The sequence below is a fragment of the Kerstersia gyiorum genome, from assembly GCF_004216755.1.
Taxonomy (GTDB): Bacteria; Pseudomonadota; Gammaproteobacteria; order Burkholderiales; family Burkholderiaceae_B; genus Kerstersia; species Kerstersia gyiorum.
On the sequence record NZ_SGWZ01000001.1, the window covers coordinates 858,896 to 876,154 of the forward strand.

A 17,259-nucleotide genomic window follows, 5' to 3' on the forward strand; every position below is an offset into this window, starting at 1 on the left:
CCGTCAGGGTGGCAGTGGCTGTTTTTCATGGGCGGTTCACCGGTAAGTTCGGCCTGCGTGTGAATGGCTGCTCCTGGCGCTTCGCCCGCTCAGCTTTCCGCCAGGGCGGGTTGTTGCCAGCTGGCGGGCTTGAAGATGGGTTCGCGGGCCAGCAGGCGCACGCCTTCCGGGGTGCTTTCCAGCAGGCGGCGTTCGCCGTCTTCGGCCAGCAGTTCCAGCTGGTAGCCCGCCGTGGCTGGCAGGCGGCTGGCGATTTCCTCGATCGCGGCACGTGACCAGGAGGCGGAAGATTCAAAATGCCCCAGCAGCTTGCCGTGCTGCTGAATGATGAGGCGGTAGGTTGGCATATCGGCTCCTGGAAGCGGTTTATCGGCGAGAGTGGGAGGACTGCCCAGGTGATCCAGGGGGCCGGACGCGATCGCCGGCCTCGGTGGATGCCGCTATGGCCATTCCGCTGCATGGGCAGGCCTGCCTGCGGGAACGCATGGTCGCGTGGGCAACGCGATCTTCAGGCATTGTTAAGAACCGTTATTCCGTCTAAGGACGGCACAAGGGTTCCTATAAAATCATCTTGTGCCAAATTATATATTGTCATAGGTCAAAATGAATATTACGGGCAACACCGTCACCAGCATTTTCGAAAGCATACGTCTGCAGGTGCTGGCCGGCGATTTGCCCCCCGGACAGGTGCTGCCGCCGGTACGTGACCTGGCCGTGACGCTGGGCGTCAACCGCAATACCGTCGCTGCGGTCTACAAGCGGCTTGCCGCCGCTGGCCTGGCCACGGCGCATGGGCGGCGCGGCACGGTGATACGCGGGCAACTCGATGCCGGCGAGCAGGAAGGCTGGATGGCAGGCACACCGCTGGTCGATTTCGCCAGCGGCAATCCCAACCCGGCATGGTTGCCGGACATCAATCAAGCCCTGGCTCGCCGCCCCTATGTGCCTCAGCTTTATGGGGCAGCGCCGATACAGGCTGATCTGGCGGCTTATGGCCGGAAATGGCTGGGGCCGGATTGCCCCGGCGAATACGCCCTGGATGTGACTCATGGCGCCGTTGATGCGATAGAGCGTTTGCTGGCGGCCTATCTGGTGCCGGGCGATAAAGTCGCAGTGGAAGACCCCTGTTTCCTCAGCAGTATCAATACGCTGCGCATCGCCGGTTTTCAGGCCATGGGGGTCGGGATGGATAGCGAGGGCATGTCCCCGGCCGCGCTGGAACATGCCCTGGAGCAGGGGGCACAGGCTGTCATCGTGACGCCGCGCGCGCACAACCCCACTGGGTGCAGCCTGACGTGCGGCAGGGCGCAGGCCCTGCGCAGCGTGCTGGAGCGCTACCCTCATGTCCTGGTCATCGTAGACGATCATTTCGCCTTGCTGGCGTATACCCGTTACCGGCAGCTGATTCCGGCCAGCAGCATGCATTGGGCGCTGGTGCGGTCGGTATCGAAGGCGCTGGGGCCGGACCTGAGGCTGGCGCTGGTGGCCAGTGACCTGCAGACCTCGCAACGTCTGCGACTGCGCCTGGCGCCGGGCACGGGTTGGGTCAGTCATCTGCTGCAGGAGGCGGCCAGCGCCTGCCTGCAAGTGCCGGCACTGGCAGGCCGCATGGGCCTGGCGACGCAGGAATACTGCTACCGCCGCAATATCCTCAAGCAGGCGCTGGAAGCTCAGGGCGTGGCCGTGGCGCAACCGGTGGATGGCCTGAATCTCTGGCTGCCCCTGCCGGGCGAGGCTGCCCAGCCATATGCGTCGCGGCTGGCCTGCCGCGGTTGGCTGGTGCGCAGCGGCGAGGTATTTGGCGTGCAGGCCCCGGCCTGTGGCCTGCGGGTGACGATTTCAACGCTGAGGGACGATCAGGTCGAGCGCTTCGCCGCTGATGTCGGCAAGGTGCTGCAAGGTCGCCACTGACCGGCGGGCCGCCGGCGTGGCGGGCTTCCTGCGCCTAGGCCGGCGCGATCATGTCGTGCAGGCGGCGGCACAGACTTGCCAGTTCCGCTGCCGGGGCGTCGGCGAGTCCCTGGTTGCGCAGTTGTTCCTGCAGGGCCACGCTGGCCTCAGCCAGTGCCTGGTTATCGACCACTGCCAGTCCGCCACTGATCCGGTGCAGGTTTTGCAGCACCTGAGGCAGATCCTGCGCCTGTATATTGTGCTCCAGTTTGCTCAGGTCCGCTGCCATGGTGTCGCGGAACAGGGCACGGTATTTTTCCGGAACCGGTGCGATAGCGACATCATCCATGGCCGGCGTGCATGCGCTGGCCGGCGGCGAAGCCGGAGGGGACGGCTGGGTAGGCGTCGGAGGGGCCGCTGGAGCGGCGGTGCCGACCGCAGCGGGGCAAAGCCGGGCCAGTTGCTGATAGAGCGCATCCAGCGCAATGGGCTTGACCAGCCAGGTGTTCATGCCGCTTTGCATGCAGTTCCTGCCGTCGTTGCGGGTGGCGTTGGCGGTGATGCCGATGATGGGTTGCTGCACGCCCATGGCACGCAGCGCCCGGCTCAGTTCATAGCCGTTCATGCGCGGCATATTGACGTCCGTGAGAACGACATCGTGCGCTTGCCGGCGCCAGAGTTCCAGTGCCGCAGCGCCATCATCCGCCATACTGACACGACAGCCCAGTTGTTCCAGCTGATTGGCCAGCGTGGCCTGGTTGATGGGGTTGTCGTCGGCGATCAGGACGTGCAGCGCCAGCTGGCGCGATGGTTGGGCTGGCGTGTCTTCCGCCAGATGCCCGCCTAGCCGGGCCAGGCCCATGGCAATATCGTCTACGCTGCAGGCGTCGATGGCAGGATGGGTGCCGTTGCCATCGGCAGGCGCCAGGCTCATATAGCGCTGTTCCCAGCCGGGCGGGCATTCCTGTGCAGGCATCTGTACTTCGAGTAGCCAGGTATGCTCATCGGGCGGCGGCAATGGTGTGCCAGCTGCGCTGGCCTGCGCGCCCCAGCGTTCCAGCCAGCACGCCAGATTGTGCGTCAATTCCGGGCGCGCAGTGCGCAGCAGTATGCGCAGGCCGTCGAGTGCCGGCACGGCGGGTGGTGTGGCGTCGCAACGCTGCAGGGGCAGCGTCAATGAGAACTGGCTGCCCAGTCCGGGCTCGCTGGTCACATGGATGTGGCCATCCATCAGGTGTACCAGCCTTTCGCAGATCGACAGGCCCAGGCCGGCGCCACGTATGGTGTGCCGGTTGGTCTCGGCCATGTAGAACGGGGTGAACAGTTGGGGCAGGGCTTCTGGCGGGATGCCTATGCCGGTATCTGCGACCTGGAATCGGACGGTGCAGTGGCTTTCGTCCTGGCTGGCCAGGCCCAGGCGCACAATGATCTGGCCGGCAGCGGTGAACTTGATGGCGTTGCTGACCAGGTTGGAAAGTACCTGGCGGATGCGGATGGCATCGCCTTCCAGCATATCCGGCACCTGGGGATCAATCAGGCAGAACAGCAGCAGCTGCTTCTGTTGCGCCATGCCGGCATAGGAGCCGACGCATTCCTGCACCAGGCGGCGCGGGCAGAAGGGGGATGGTTCCAGTTGCAGCTGATTGGCCTCGATTTTGCTGATATCCAGGATATCGCTGATCTGCTCCATCAGTAGCTGAGACGCCTTCTGAATGCGTGCCACATGTTGCCGTTGCACCGTATCGAGTGAGGTCAGGGATAATAGTTCCAGTGTGCCGAGCACGCCGTAGAGCGGCGTGCGGATTTCATGGCTCATGGTCGACAGAAAGACGGTTTTTGCCTCGCTGGCTTCATCTGCCGCCTGTTTGGCGCGCTCCAGTGCCCGTTGTTCCTCAGCGCGGGCCGTAATATCGGTGAAGGCGCACAACACGACATCCTGTTGACGGTAACGCGTAGGCGTATAGGAAACATGCAGGCTGCGGCCGCTGGGCAGTTCCACCTGTTCGATTTCGCCTGGTTTGCGGGCTTCCAGTACCTGATGCCGTTCGGCCTGGCTGGTCCACTTCGGATGGGTGGCATCGGGCTCCAGCTCTAGCCATTGCAGCGCTGCCTTCGAGGCGAAGACAATGCTGCCGTCTGACTGGCTGAGCAGGCACAGGGCGACCGGTGCGGTCGCCACCAGTTCGCGGTTGAACTTTTCGCTTTCTTCAAGCGCATTCTGGGCTTGCTGCGCCGGGTCGATGATGCTGCGCTGATACCAGCGCAGGTAGCCTATCGCCCATAGCAGGCACAGCAGTAGAAGCAGACTGGCAGTCACCGGCATCCACATGTTTTCGGCGACGAAACTGCCGTATTCGATCCGGAAGCAACCCGTCCAGTCGCCGGGCTGGCTGTGCAAGCACAGCACCAGCCCTTCGGCGGTCAGCTGGAAGCCGTCATGGTCCATGGGAGGCGGTTCGCCGCTGCCCAGCAGAATACCTTGCCTGGCATTGGACAGCCAGAACAGATATGGCGGTGTTTCATGGTGTGCGCTGCTGGCAGTCAACAGCCGCTGGTGATTCCAGAGAGACACCATGTAGTGTTCGCCAGGGCCAGCTGAGCCGCCGGGCCAGGCGGCGCTAGGCAGCCCAGCCGGCAGGAATGCGAGCATTTTATGGGGCGCGCCGGGGAAGGGAAACCAGCGCACGCCGGAACTGGTCGGCGGCGAGCCTCGCAGTCGCTCTGCCTGCGGGTTCGACAGGTACTGCTGGGCAACCTGGCGGATTTGCTCGAGCTGCCGAGGCGAAAGCGGTTCCGGCGCATTGGCGGCATCGACGGCAGGAACGGTGATCAGCGCCCGGCCGCTGGCATCGAGTAGCAGCAGGTTGGTCGAGGGATAGTAGGAAAATGTCCAGAACGAGCTGTAGTTCGAGGCCAGGTGGGATGCCAGCGCGGTATAGGCCTGGCGTAGCCTGGCGTCCGCCTGGTCGGGCAGGTTGCCGCGCAACAGGGAAAAGGCCGGTCCGGCTTCCGGCAGGTATTCCATGTGCATCGGCGTGGCGGGGCGCCTGAGCGAGGGTTGCGGGTCCAGCAGGGACAGGACCCGCGTGTTTTCATCCTGTAGCTGACGCAGGAATTGTTCCTGCTCGCGCACGTAGGAGATGGTCGTGGTGAAGTCCGACGTCAGGGCTGCGCGTTCCTGCTCCAGAACCAGTTGCGATCCCATGGCGAGTACGCAGCTCAGGATCAGCACCAGCATGCTGGCGCCAAAAATCGCGGTGCTTTGGCGCAGGAATAGCCTGCGGATGGTATGGAGAGACGGCTGGGACATGAATGATCAGGCCAAGGAGGTGACCGGCTTCCCCGGCGGCAGGCCCGTATGCAGGCAGCCGGCAGCTGTCACGCCGTCCGCGCCAGGGTAATGTCATCAAATAAAAGAAAATTCTGATGCAATCACAGCCTATCTGGCAGGCGAAGTCAAGGACGCGCTGTCGCAGAACGCCCGCAGCGCACCGGTGTAGCCATTGTGCGGCAGGGGCTGCCCCAAGGGCGCGGTTTCAACGGAACAGGCCAGCGTGGACGCAGAACTCGATGAGCGCCTGGTCGCTGGGCATATCCAGTTTCCGCATGGCCGAGCGCTTCTGGTTGCTGATTGTCTTGATGCTGCGGTTGAGCTTGTGGGCGATGGTAGTCAGCGAATGCCCGGCGATGAACAGGCGCAGAACCTCAAGCTCCTTGGGGGACAGCAGGGTGGTGGCGCGGGTGCGGAGTGTGGCGACGGAGGTATCTTCGCTGGCAGCCTGCTCCGCTTCCGGTGTGGCAGCGTGGCCATCGCGCAGGTAGCGCTTCCCCAGGTAGAGGCAATCCAGGGCTTCGAGCAGGTCGTGCGGTTGATCGGATTTCAGGATGACGCCGCTGACGCCGGCACGGTATAGCGACGCGATGATAGGGGGGCTGGATATCATCGTGACCACGAGCAGACGAGTGGAGGGGAAGTTGCGCACCAGGTAACCGATGAAGCTCAGGCCATCGCCATAATGCGCATCTCCGGGCATGGAGAAATCGGTAACCACGATATCCGGGCGGGACTGGGTCATATGCTGCACCAGCGCCGTCGGGGTTTCCAGACAGCCGGAAAGTTCAAACCGGGGATCGTCCGCAATCAGATTGCTGAGGCCCGCCAGGACGAGAGGATGATCATCTGCAAAGGCAATGCTTAGTTTTTTCATCGCGGTTTCCCTTGTCCTGCTGGTTCTGGTTCATTGGCGCAGCAGTGCTCTTCAATCTTTCAGGCGCTCGTCCATGAGTGCCTGGGTTTCGGCTACCAGGCTGCCCAGGTTGGTGCGGGTGCCGGGGGTGAGCCCGAGCTGCCTGATGGCGGTTTCATGGGCCTGGAACAACTGTGCAAGCCCGTTCTGGCGCAGCGCAATCAAAATGCCGTGAACTCGGTGCAGCAACCAGGTGACCCGGGTTGCATCACCGGCAGTGCAGGCCTGGGATAGCGCCAGGGTGTCTTCAGACATGGTATCGCGGAACAGGGATTGGTAATTGCCGGGGATCAGGCTCAATTCACTCAGAATGGTTTTCTGGCTGTCCGGTGTCAGCGTGGCTGGTGCTGTCGTTGCGAGAATTCCCGGCGCCGGGCCGTCCACTCCGGGCGTTGCGGCACGCTGCAGGCCATCTGCAATGGCCATCGGATCAGCCGTTGGCAGACTCAGATTGACCGCTGCGCCGGCTGCGTCCGGCATGCCTGCCGTGGCGTAGGTGCCGGCGAATTCTGCCGGACGGTGCGCGCGTGGCATGAGCACATCCAGCAGAATGCCGTGGCTCCGCGTGGCCTCAGGCAGCGGGGTGCCCTGTGCCGGTCGGGCCTGGGCGCCGAATTTATCCAGCCATGCGCTGATGTTGGCGCTCAGTTCCGCGTGAGGGCTGCGCACGCAGACCTGCAGGCCATCCAGTCTGGGGGCTGCCCTGATTGCTGCCGCAGCGGTGGGCGCAGGGGCCAGCGGCAGGGTGAGCGTCAAGACAAAGCTGCTGCCGAGGCCCGCTTCGCTGGTCACGCGGATGTCCGCCTGCATGAGCCGGGCCAGACGGGCGTTGACGGCCAGGTTCAGGCTACTGCCGTGGACAGGCAGGGGGTGGTCGGCGGGGGCCTGGAAGGTAGATGCCAATTCCTGCAAGGCATCGGGCGGGATGCCTGCTCCGCTGTCGCTGATTTGCAGTACCAGCGTTGCATGATCCGTGTCGGCAGGGCGCGCATGCAGGCGGGCGATGATATGGCCGGCAGGGGTGAGCTGCATCGCGTTGTGCAGAAAGTTGTGGATGATCTGCTGCAAGCGGGTGGCATCGCCCTTGACGCCTGGGGGCACGGCAATATCCACATGGGCAAACAGCAGCACGCCTTTCTGCCGGGCTTGCGGCTGATGTTCAGCGATGCAGTCCTGCAGTAGCCGGTGAGGGTCCAGAGGCGCATTCGCCAGGGACACCGCACCGCTATCCATCCGGTGAATTTCCTGCAGGTTGCAGAGAAAGCGCGATAGCTCGTCCGTGGTTTGCCTGATGCATGCTACGGATTGCCGCAAGGCGTCGGGCCGGACCAGGGAGAGAATAGCCAGCGCTTCATTCAGGTTGTGTAGCGGGGCGTCCAGTTCGTTGCGGATGGCAGCCAGGAAGCGCCTGTGGGTTTGCAGGGCCACCCCTGCCTGGTGGCGCGCTGCACGCAAGTTGTCCTGGCAGCGCAGCAGCGGCGCCTGGTCGTGCAGCACGCATAGCCAGGCTTCCTGGCCGGCGTGCCGGATTGGCATATAGCTGGCCTGCAGGCGCCGGCCGCACCAGTCCACCTGTTGGATAGGCAGCAGTCCGGCGGCGTCCAACGGAAGGCCGGGGTCATCGGGCAGCGGCAAGGGCGGAGGCAAGGGTGAGGGCAGGGAGGCAGGCAGGCCCTGTTGCAGCCAGGCCTGAGCCAGCGGATTGGCGTAAAGCAGGCGGCCATGATGGCGGTTGGCGATGCAGATGGCAGCCTGTGGTTGGGCCAGCAGCGCCTGGTTCAGTTGCGCGTGCTCACTGGCCTGGACGGCGGCATGCCGGGCAGGCGTGAGGACCCGCCGCTGATGCCAGCGCAAGGCAAGCCAGGTGGCAATAAGCGCCAGGACCAATAGCGCGGCCAGCGAGTAGCCCAGCCAGCCGTGTCCGCGCAGCAGTTCACGGTATGGAACCAGGACGGCGGCATGGCTGGTGCCATGGCGGCCCAGCGAAAAGACGGCACCCCTGGCGCTCAGGCGGAAACCCGGCGCAGCGGCTTCGGGCAGCGGCGCTGCGTCGTTGGCCAGCGTTTGCCCTTGCAGTGTCAGCGACAAGATGCCTGCTGTGGTTTCTGCGGAAAGGAAGCGGCTGATCCTGGACAGGGGCGCGGCAAAAAAACGGGGCGGCGTCTTACTGTCTGGCCAGAGATGTGGCGGCAGGTTGATGCGGGCCAGTCCGGCGATGAGGTCCGGGGATTCCGGCAGCCGGAACCAGAGCACGCCTGCCGCAGGCGACGCCGGGATGGTGGCGGCGTCGATGCCGGTGACGAAGGTCAGCACGGCGGCCCGCTGCGACGCCGGCAGGGTGCGCGATATGCCCTGGGGCTGGCTGCTGGTGGGCAGCCCCAGACTGTTGCCCGTTGTCCTGTCATTGAAGAGCAGGTAGGGGCCGGCTTCACTCATGCCCGACCAGTAGGCAGCATAGAAATCCGTCAGGAAATTGCCGATGGCGTACCACTGGTTGCCAGCGGGTTCGCCATTTTCCTCGCAGGTGCTGGCCGTGCCGCAGATGAGCGCATACGGCAGGTCGGCTGTATTCTGCCGGGCCTGGTAGACGCGCACGGAACTGTCCGGTGGCGATATCTGCGTGCCAGCTTCGGACAGGTGGCTGAAAGGCAGCCTGGACAGCCTTCGGCTGCTGGCGTCCAGCGCGAGCAAAAACTGCTTCTGGGCATCAAAATAGCGCGCCAGGCGGGCAAACTCGGCGTCCAGCTGCTGTTGCCGTGCACCCAGAGCGTGCTGGGCGCTCCAGGCCAGCAACAACGTCGCCAGCACGATGAACGGTGCCAGCACGGCCAGCACGATAGTCAGCCGGGAAGGGGCGGGTGGATGGCCGGTCATATCGGGCACGCGTGGCGAAGTCATGGGCGCTTGATATGGCGGGTGCCGTTTAGAGTTGGAATTCCTGATCCTGGCGGGGAACGCAGGCGTTCCAGCCGAGCTCGCGTTCTATGCGGACTCGCAGGGCATCGGCGGCCTCCGGTTCGCCATGGACGATGAAAACGCGTTGCGGCGCTCTGCGGAAACCGGACAGCCAGCGCATCAGCTCATTGCTGTCCGCATGCGCCGACAGCATGGGCAATTCGGCGACTTCCGCCCGTACCGGTACCCAATTGCCGTGTATCTTCACTTCCCGCGCCCCTTGCAGCAGTTTGCGGCCGCGCGTGCCGGCGGCCTGGAAGCCGGAAAAGAGTATGGTGTTGCGGTGGTCGTGGGCAAAGGCTGCCAGGTGGTGCAGGACACGGCCGCCGGTGGCCATGCCGCTGGCCGAAATAATGACCTTGGGATAGCGGTTGGCGGACAGCGCCTTGGATTCTTCCACGTCGCGTACATAGGCAATGGCCTGGCAGGCGGCTTCATACTCGCCATCGTCCAGCTTGTGTTCGGCAGGATGGGCGTGCAGCAATTGCGTGGCGTTGCCTGCCATCGGGCTGTCCAGGTAGGCGGGAATGTTCTGCAGCCGCCCCGCCTGCCGCAATTGCCATAGGTAGTAGATCAGCGACTGGGCGCGGCCGACGGCGAACGCCGGGATCACTACCGTGCCGCCCCGTTTCGCCGTGCGTTCGATGATGTCGCCCAGCAGGGCGACGGGGTCTGCCTCATCATGGACACGGTCGCCATAGGTGGATTCAATGACGATATAGTCTGCAGCCGGCACGGGTTCGGGGTCATGCAGGACCGGATCGTCGTAGCGCCCGAGGTCACCGGAAAAAACGATGCTGCGCCCGCCTATGTCGATCTGCGCGCTGGCCGCGCCCAGGATGTGGCCGGCGCGGCGCATCAGCAGCGTGGCGCCGCCGGGCAGATCCACCGGGCTGTGCCAGGCGACGGACTGCATGGCGGTGATGGCACGGTCCGCATCGCGCACGCGATAGAGTGGCTCTGCCACGGCATGGCGCGAAAAGCCTTTGCGATTGGCATATTCCGCATCCTTTTCCTGCAGGTGGGCGCTGTCGCGCAGGATCAGGGCAGCGACATCACGCGTGGCGTCGGTAGCATAGATGGGGCCGCGAAACCCTTCGCGAACCAGGCGGGGCAGATAGCCAGAATGATCCAGGTGCGCGTGGGTCAGTACGACAGCATTGATATCACTGGCCGCGATGGGCAGTCCTTCCCAGTTCAGCTCGCGCAGATTCTTCAGCCCCTGGAACAGTCCGCAGTCAATTAGCAAGCGGGTATTGCCATGCGTGAGCAGATGTTTCGAGCCCGTGACGGTGCCTGCGCCGCCCAGAGAAGTCAATGAAAGCATGATTGCGGCCCCTGTCATTGAACGTATGAGCTTATGGCTGCACTGAAAAACAGCCGGCTTGCCTGTCATGATACTCTGCCGCGCATGGAACCCGCCTGGCCGGACGAGCAGCGGCAGGGCCCCGTCGGCCGCCCGCAGGCGCGCTGATGCGGGCTATCCGGGGGGCAAGGCGCGGTGTGCTTGGACATATAATCAATGCATGCCTGTTATCCGGGTTCCAGATTTTTCCGAACGCCTGCGCGTGTTGCGGGCGGAGTCAAACAGGCGAATCTCCAGGAGATTGCGTTGAGGCGCATGGGTATTACGATGAAGTGTCTGACCGGGGCGGCGTTGAGCGCCAGCCTGGCTGCGTGTGGAACGCTGTCATCCGGGGACGACGCGGCATCTTCAAAGCAAGCAACAACTGTCTCGTACCAGAGTCCTTATGACGGCACGAGCTGGGAATTGGTGCGCTGGGCATCTGCGGATGGCAAAGTGCGCGATATCCCCGTGCGCGTTGGGATGAACCGGGCACTGACGCTCGAATTCGCACGCGATGATATCTCGCAGGCCGGCCGCGTGAGCGGCTTTGCGGGTTGCAATCGCTATTTCGGCAGCTATCGCTACGATGGCCTGTCTGCGCTCAGCATAGATGAGCTCGGTTCCACCCGCATGGCCTGCAACCCCGAGGCCATGGTGCTGGAAGCCGATTTCCTGCATGGCCTGGCATCCATCGTATCGGCGGCGCCCGAACCCGTCGCGCAACCGCGCCATCTGGTGCTGGTGCTCGATGATGGCGATGTGCTGTCCTTCTCGCGGCGTTCCGGCAACATGCAGGAAACCGGCAATAAGCGGCAGATCTACCTGGACGACCGCAAGGTGCCTTGTACCGGTGTTGCGCCGCAGACTTGCTACCGGGTACGCGACAGCAAGGATTCGCCCTGGCAGCTTTTCTATGGCGAGATCGCCGGTTTTGATTTCCAGCCAGGCACGTCTTACCTGCTGCGCATCACTGAAATCCAGGTCGACCAGCCGCCTGCGGACGCGCCGTCTGTGCGCTGGGTGCTCGATGGCGTGCTGGAACAGCGCTCCGTCGTTGAGTAAAGTTATTTCCACCTGCTGGTGCGGCGCCTGCCGGGCCAGCAGGCTTGTCCCGCAGTCCTGAAGTCCTGAATGCCGCCATGTCTGCAGCCGTCACCAATATTGCCGCCTACCTGTTTGTTTCCCTCAATGATCTGCCCAGCCTGCGCGAACGGCTGTTGCAGCAGGCGGTCGCCCTGTCGCTCAAGGGCACGGTGCTGCTGGCCGAAGAAGGGATCAACCTTTTCCTGGCCGGCCAGGCGGAGGACATCGAAAGCTGGCTGGCCGCCTTGCGCGCCGACCCGCGCTTTGCGCCGCTGGAAGTTAAATACAGCCTGTCCGAAGACGTGCCGTTCAAGCGCATGAAGGTGCGCATCAAACGGGAAATCATCCGCATGGACGAGCCGGCCATCCGGCCTGAAGGCGGGCGGGCGCCGGCGGTTGCGCCGCGTACCCTGGCACGCTGGCTGGAGCAGGGCAGCGACGATGCTGGACGCCCGGTCGTCATGTTGGATACGCGCAATGCATTTGAAGTTGATGCGGGTACCTTCGAGGGCGCGCTGGATTGGCGCATAGACCGCTTTACCCAGTTTCCCCAGGCCGTCCAGGCGCACAAGGACGAGCTGAAAGGCAAGACCGTGGTGAGTTTCTGCACGGGTGGCATTCGCTGCGAAAAAGCGGCGATCTACATGGCCGAGCAAGGTGTGGAGAATATCTTTCAGCTTGACGGCGGTATCCTCAAATACTTCGAGGACACCGGGGGCGTGGGCTATCGCGGTACCTGTTTCGTCTTTGACGAACGCGAAACGCTGGACCCCGCGTTGCAGCCCAGCCCGCTGGTGCATCACGCAAGCAACTGAACGAAGACGGCTGAACGCAACCGACCGGGTTTGTGATTTCGCAGCCAGCTTCCGCAACAACGAACAAGCCCCGCAGCATGGCAATGCTGCGGGGCTTGTCTGCTTCCTCTGGCACGCTGGCCGCGCAAGCGGCCAGTGGGACATCAGCCTACACGCATGCCGGGCTGCGCACCGGGCCAGGGCTCGAGGATGTAGAGTCCGGCATCCACCTTGTCGTCGGCGTGGCTGGCTGCCAGCACCATGCCTTCCGACACGCCGAACTTCATCTTGCGCGGCGCCAGGTTGGCAACCAGTACGGTTAGCTTGCCGACCAGCTGTTCAGGTTCGTAGGCCGACTGAATGCCGGAGAATACGTTGCGATGGCGCCCTTCGCCCGCGTCCAGCGTCAGCTGTAGCAGCTTGGTGGAGCCTTCGACGCGCTTGCATTCGACGATACGCGCAATGCGCAGGTCTATCTTGGCGAAATCGTCGATCTTGATGGTGTCGGCAATGGGTTCGCCGCCTGGCACGACCACCGGCGCTGCGGGCGGTTCGAACAGCTGGTCCAGCATTTCAGGCGCGACGCGCTGCATCAGGTGCTTGAACGGGGCCACGTTGCGCGGCAGCTCGCCGGCGTCCGTCCAGACAAAACCGCGATCCAGGCCGAACAGCTCGCTGGCCACGCGTTGCGACAGTTCCGGGAGGATGGGGCTCAGCATGACAGTCAGGGCCTTGAAGCCGGCCAGGGCGCGCGAGCAGATATCCTGCAGGGCGGCCTGGCGTTCGGCATCGGCTTCTTGCCAGTTCTTGGCCAGCACCCAGGGCTGGGCGGTATCGAATTCCTGGTTGATGCGGTCGGCCAGTGCCATGGCTTCGCGGATGGCGCGGCCATACTCGCGCACCTCCAGGTCGGCGCGCATCTGTTCGGCTGCCGCCTGCAGGCTGGCGGACAGTTCGGCCTCGTCGCCACGGTAGGCCAGCTGGCCGTCGAAATGGCGGGCGATGAAGTTGGCGGCGCGGCTGGCGATATTGATGTATTTGCCGATCAGGTCGCTGTTGACGCGGGCGATGAAGTCTTCGGGATTGAAGTCTATGTCTTCGACCTTGCTGTTCAGCTTGGCGGCAATGTAATAGCGCAGCCATTCGGCATTCATGCCGATCTGCAGGTAGCGCAGCGGGGAAATGCCGGTGCCGCGGCTCTTGGACATCTTTTCGCCGCTGACGGTTATGAAACCGTGCACGTTCAGTTGATCCGGCGTCTTGCGGCCGGCGAACTTCAACATGGCCGGCCAGAACAGCGCGTGGAAATAAACAATGTCCTTGCCGATGAAGTGGATCTGTTCAGTGTTGCCGGCAGGGTCCAGCAGCGCGTCGAAATCCAGGCCCTGCTTGGCGCAATAGGCCTTGAGCGACGCCAGGTAGCCCACTGGCGCATCCAGCCAGACATAGAAGTACTTGCCCGGCGCATCGGGAATCTCGATACCGAAGTAGGGGGCGTCGCGGGAAATATCCCAGTCGGCCAGGCCGCTTTCTTCTTCGCCGCTGCCGCCCAGCCATTCACGCGTCTTGGCCAGCACTTCGGCCTGCAGGTGGCGTGCGCCGTGGGCATTGCTGCCGGTGGTCCATTGCTTGAGGAATTCCACGCAGCGCGGGTCGGAGAGCTTGAAGAAGAAATGTTCGGATTGCTTGAGCACCGGGCGGGCACCGCTCAGTGTCGAATACGGGTCGATGAGTTCGGTCGGGCTGTAGACGGCGCTACAGACTTCGCAGGCATCGCCATATTGGTCTGGCGCCTTGCAGCGCGGGCAGCCGCCCTTGATGTAGCGGTCCGGCAGGAACATGCCTTTGACCGGGTCGTAGAATTGTTCGATGGTGCGCGTCTCTACCAGGCCGGCGTCACGCAGGCTGCGGTATATCTGTTGCGACAGTTCGACGTTCTCACGCGAATCCGTGCTGTGCCAGTGGTCGAAACGGATATGGAAGCCGTTCAGGTACATCGGACGCTCGGCGGCATAGCGCGCCACCAGTTCCTGCGGTGTGATGCCTTCGCTTTCAGCCTTCAGCATGATGGGCGCGCCGTGGACGTCGTCAGCGCCGACGAAGTGCACCGTGTGTCCCGACATTCGCATCGCCCGCACCCAGATATCGGCCTGGATGTATTCCATGATGTGGCCCACGTGGAAGGAGCCGTTGGCGTAGGGCAGGGCAGTCGTAACGAACAGTGTGCGAGACATGGCAACTATAGAAAGGTTGTAGGAAGGCCGATTGCGAGGAACCGGTCAGGCCATTTTAGGGCCTGGCGGCGCTTTGTGCCGCGACGTCCCCCAAAGCATGCGGTCATTCCCCTGTCATTGAAAAAATCAATCAGTGGGATAGAATTAATTCACTTTTCATATCTGAAAAGAAAAGGCACTATATGCCTGCAAGAGCGGTACCGGCAACGGTGCCGACGTGTTCAACCCAGACAACAGGATTATCACCATGTCTCTTATCAATACCCAGATCAAACCGTTCAAGGCTCAGGCGTACCAAAATGGCAAGTTCATCGAAGTCAGCGACGCATCGCTGACCGGCAAGTGGTCGGTCGTGGTGTTCTATCCTGCCGACTTCACCTTTGTGTGCCCGACCGAGCTGGAAGACCTGGCCGATCATTACGAAGAATTCAAGAAGCTGGGCGTTGAAGTCTACAGCGTGTCGACCGATACCCACTTCGCGCACAAGGCATGGCACGACACCTCGGACGCCATCAAGAAAGTGCAATACGTGATGGTCGGTGACCCCACCGCCACCCTGGCCCGCAACTTCGACGTGCTGATCGAAGAAGAAGGCCTGGCGCTGCGCGGCACCTTCCTGATCAACCCGGAAGGCCAGATCAAACTGTGCGAAATCCATGACAACGGCATCGGCCGCGACGCCAGCGAGCTGCTGCGCAAGGTCAAGGCTGCCCAGTACGTCGCCTCGCACCCGGGCGAAGTCTGCCCCGCCAAGTGGAAGGAAGGCGAAGCCACGCTGACCCCCTCGCTGGATCTGGTCGGCAAGATCTAATCTCCACGCCAAGAGCCGGAGATAAAACCGGTGCGTGTCCGATTGCGGACGCGCACTGCGGGGGCAGGCCTGGTGGCCGGCCCCCGGCCAGGACCGCCGCGCCGCGCTGTCCCGGCAACAGAGGTGTCATGCCCACAAGGCATGCTGCCACGAATACACATCACTGAATACCGGAGCTTCTCATGTCGTTGGATGCCAACCTCAAGAATCAATTGAAAGCCTATCTGGAACGTGTCACGCAGCCGGTAGAGCTCGTTGCGTCGCTTGACGATGGCGCCAAGTCCAAGGAGCTGCGTGAACTGCTGCAGGAAATCGCAGCGCTGTCCGATCGCGTGAGCTTTGTCGAGCGCGACGAGGCCGGTGTGCGCAAACCGTCCTTCAGCGTCAATCGCCCTGGCGAGAATATCGGCATTCGTTTCGCCGCTATCCCCATGGGTCACGAATTCACCTCGCTGGTGCTTGCCCTGTTGCAGGTCGGCGGCCATCCGATCAAATTCGAGCCGGAAGTCGTCGAGCAGATCCGCAACCTCGATGGCGAGTACCTGTTTGAAACCTATATGTCGCTGAGCTGCCAGAACTGCCCGGACGTGGTCCAGGCGCTCAACGCGATGGCAGTCATCAACCCGCGCATCCGCAACGTTGTCATCGACGGCGCGCTGTTCCAGGATGAAGTCGAGCAGCGCCAGATCATGGCCGTGCCGACCGTCTACCTGAATGGCGAAGTGTTCGGCCAGGGCCGTTCCTCGGTCGAGGAAATCCTGGCCAAGCTCGATAGCGGCGCGGCGGCCCGCAAGGCTGCCCAGCTTGACGCCAAGGATGCATTCGACGTGCTGGTCGTCGGCGGTGGCCCGGCCGGTGCTGCGGCAGCGGTCTATGCGGCTCGCAAGGGTATCCGCACGGGCGTGGTGGCCGAGCGTTTCGGCGGCCAGGTGCTCGACACCATGGCAATCGAGAACTTCATCTCGGTGCCTCACACCGAAGGCCCGCGCTTTGCCGCGGCGCTGGAAGAGCACGTCAAGTCGTATGACGTGGACATCATGAACCTGCAGCGCGTCGTTGCGCTGGAGGAAGGCGACGGCCTGCTGTCGGTCAAGCTGGAAAGTGGCGCGGAACTGCGCAGCCGTTCGGTCATTCTGGCGACGGGCGCGCGCTGGCGCGAAATCAACGTGCCGGGTGAGCGCGAATACCGCAACCATGGCGTGGCCTACTGCCCGCACTGCGACGGCCCGCTGTTCAAGGGCAAGCGCGTCGCGGTGATTGGCGGCGGCAACTCCGGCGTGGAAGCGGCCATCGACCTGGCCGGTGTGGTCGGCCACGTCACGCTGATCGAATTCGGCGAAGCGCTGCGTGCCGATGCCGTGCTGCAACGCAAGCTCTACAGCCTGCCGAACGTCGAAGTCATCCTGCATGCGCAGACCACGGAAATCGTGGGTGACGGCCAGAAGGTCAACGGCCTGGTCTATACCGATCGCAAGAGCGGAGAAAGCCGCAAGGTCGAGCTGGCTGGTGTGTTTATCCAGATCGGCCTGGTGCCCAACAGCGAATGGCTCAAGGGCACGCTGAATCTCTCCAAGCATGGCGAGATCGAAGTGGATACGCGTGGCGCAACCTCGCTGCCCGGCGTATTCGCTGCCGGCGACGTGACGACGGTGCCCTACAAGCAGATCATCATCGCTGCGGGTGAAGGCGCCAAGGCAGCTCTGGGCGCATTCGACTACCTGATCCGCCAGCCGGCGGCAGGCGAGGCGGAAGTGACTGCCTGAGCCGTTACGATGGCAACGGGATAACGTCGCCAGATTCAAACGCCGCAGTTGTGGCGTTCCCGCACAAGCCAGCGCATTGTTTTGCGCTGGCTTGTGTCATTTTTGCCATGGTTTTTGCATTCCTTGACCTGTGC

Annotated in this window: 11 protein-coding genes; 5 read left to right on the forward strand and 6 right to left on the reverse strand. The window is 63.1% G+C overall.

The genetic code is table 11. The features are described from left to right. Positions 1 to 89 precede the first annotated feature (89 nt). Entirely contained in the window at positions 90 to 347 is a 258-nt protein-coding gene (locus EV679_RS03840; RefSeq protein WP_127775148.1) for a cytoplasmic protein, read from the reverse strand. Positions 348 to 603: 256 nt separating this feature from the next. Here EV679_RS03840 and ptsJ point away from each other — a divergent pair, with 256 nt between their 5' ends. Next, entirely contained in the window at positions 604 to 1,911 is a 1,308-nt protein-coding gene (gene ptsJ, locus EV679_RS03845) for a MocR-like B6 salvage transcription factor PtsJ (RefSeq protein ID WP_130486541.1), read from the forward strand. A gap of 34 nt (positions 1,912 to 1,945) precedes the next feature. On the opposite strand, the gene EV679_RS03850 is transcribed toward ptsJ, so the two are convergent. From EV679_RS03850 to EV679_RS03865, 4 genes are all read right to left on the reverse strand, one after another. Continuing rightward, entirely contained in the window at positions 1,946 to 5,200 is a 3,255-nt protein-coding gene (locus tag EV679_RS03850; protein WP_130486542.1) for a hybrid sensor histidine kinase/response regulator, read from the reverse strand. 226 nt (positions 5,201 to 5,426) lie between these two features. Then, positions 5,427 to 6,098, reverse strand: coding sequence for a response regulator (locus EV679_RS03855; RefSeq protein WP_068367130.1), 672 nt, complete (start codon positions 6,096 to 6,098; stop codon positions 5,427 to 5,429). A gap of 51 nt (positions 6,099 to 6,149) precedes the next feature. Further along, on the reverse strand, positions 6,150 to 9,035 hold the full coding sequence (locus EV679_RS03860) for a sensor histidine kinase (RefSeq protein ID WP_130486543.1): 2,886 nt from the start codon (positions 9,033 to 9,035) through the stop codon (positions 6,150 to 6,152). 25 nt (positions 9,036 to 9,060) lie between these two features. Then, positions 9,061 to 10,419, reverse strand: coding sequence for an MBL fold metallo-hydrolase RNA specificity domain-containing protein (locus EV679_RS03865; RefSeq protein WP_130486544.1), 1,359 nt, complete (start codon positions 10,417 to 10,419; stop codon positions 9,061 to 9,063). Between the two features lie 294 nt (positions 10,420 to 10,713). Between EV679_RS03865 and EV679_RS03870 the strand changes: the two genes are divergently transcribed. Both EV679_RS03870 and EV679_RS03875 read left to right on the forward strand, forming a co-directional pair. Beyond that, positions 10,714 to 11,502: an META and DUF4377 domain-containing protein gene (locus tag EV679_RS03870; RefSeq protein ID WP_165389947.1), complete on the forward strand. Its 789-nt coding sequence runs from the start codon at positions 10,714 to 10,716 to the stop codon at positions 11,500 to 11,502. 77 nt (positions 11,503 to 11,579) lie between these two features. Beyond that, positions 11,580 to 12,338, forward strand: coding sequence for a sulfurtransferase (locus EV679_RS03875; RefSeq protein ID WP_068367123.1), 759 nt, complete (start codon positions 11,580 to 11,582; stop codon positions 12,336 to 12,338). Positions 12,339 to 12,481: 143 nt separating this feature from the next. Here the strand turns inward: EV679_RS03875 and metG are convergent, their stop codons facing one another. Continuing rightward, on the reverse strand, positions 12,482 to 14,551 hold the full coding sequence (gene metG / locus EV679_RS03880; RefSeq protein WP_068367121.1) for a methionine--tRNA ligase: 2,070 nt from the start codon (positions 14,549 to 14,551) through the stop codon (positions 12,482 to 12,484). A gap of 247 nt (positions 14,552 to 14,798) precedes the next feature. On the opposite strand from metG, the gene ahpC reads away from it, so the two are divergent. Both ahpC and ahpF read left to right on the forward strand, forming a co-directional pair. Beyond that, on the forward strand, positions 14,799 to 15,362 hold the full coding sequence (gene ahpC / locus EV679_RS03885; RefSeq protein WP_068367119.1) for an alkyl hydroperoxide reductase subunit C: 564 nt from the start codon (positions 14,799 to 14,801) through the stop codon (positions 15,360 to 15,362). Positions 15,363 to 15,544: 182 nt separating this feature from the next. After that, positions 15,545 to 17,125, forward strand: a complete 1,581-nt coding sequence (gene ahpF / locus EV679_RS03890) for an alkyl hydroperoxide reductase subunit F (protein WP_068367117.1) — start codon at positions 15,545 to 15,547, stop codon at positions 17,123 to 17,125. Positions 17,126 to 17,259: the final 134 nt, after the last annotated feature.

Bases quoted from the DNA above. Each gene is read 5' to 3' on its own strand.
- EV679_RS03840 (WP_127775148.1), bottom strand. From the start codon at position 347: ATGCCAACCTACCGCCTCATCATTCAGCAGCACGGCAAGCTGCTGGGG.
- ptsJ (WP_130486541.1), top strand. From the start codon at position 604: ATGAATATTACGGGCAACACCGTCACCAGCATTTTCGAAAGCATACGT.
- EV679_RS03850 (WP_130486542.1), bottom strand. From the start codon at position 5,200: ATGTCCCAGCCGTCTCTCCATACCATCCGCAGGCTATTCCTGCGCCAA.
- EV679_RS03855 (WP_068367130.1), bottom strand. From the start codon at position 6,098: ATGAAAAAACTAAGCATTGCCTTTGCAGATGATCATCCTCTCGTCCTG.
- EV679_RS03860 (WP_130486543.1), bottom strand. From the start codon at position 9,035: ATGACTTCGCCACGCGTGCCCGATATGACCGGCCATCCACCCGCCCCT.
- EV679_RS03865 (WP_130486544.1), bottom strand. From the start codon at position 10,419: ATGCTTTCATTGACTTCTCTGGGCGGCGCAGGCACCGTCACGGGCTCG.
- EV679_RS03870 (WP_165389947.1), top strand. From the start codon at position 10,714: ATGGGTATTACGATGAAGTGTCTGACCGGGGCGGCGTTGAGCGCCAGC.
- EV679_RS03875 (WP_068367123.1), top strand. From the start codon at position 11,580: ATGTCTGCAGCCGTCACCAATATTGCCGCCTACCTGTTTGTTTCCCTC.
- metG (WP_068367121.1), bottom strand. From the start codon at position 14,551: ATGTCTCGCACACTGTTCGTTACGACTGCCCTGCCCTACGCCAACGGC.
- ahpC (WP_068367119.1), top strand. From the start codon at position 14,799: ATGTCTCTTATCAATACCCAGATCAAACCGTTCAAGGCTCAGGCGTAC.
- ahpF (WP_068367117.1), top strand. From the start codon at position 15,545: ATGTCGTTGGATGCCAACCTCAAGAATCAATTGAAAGCCTATCTGGAA.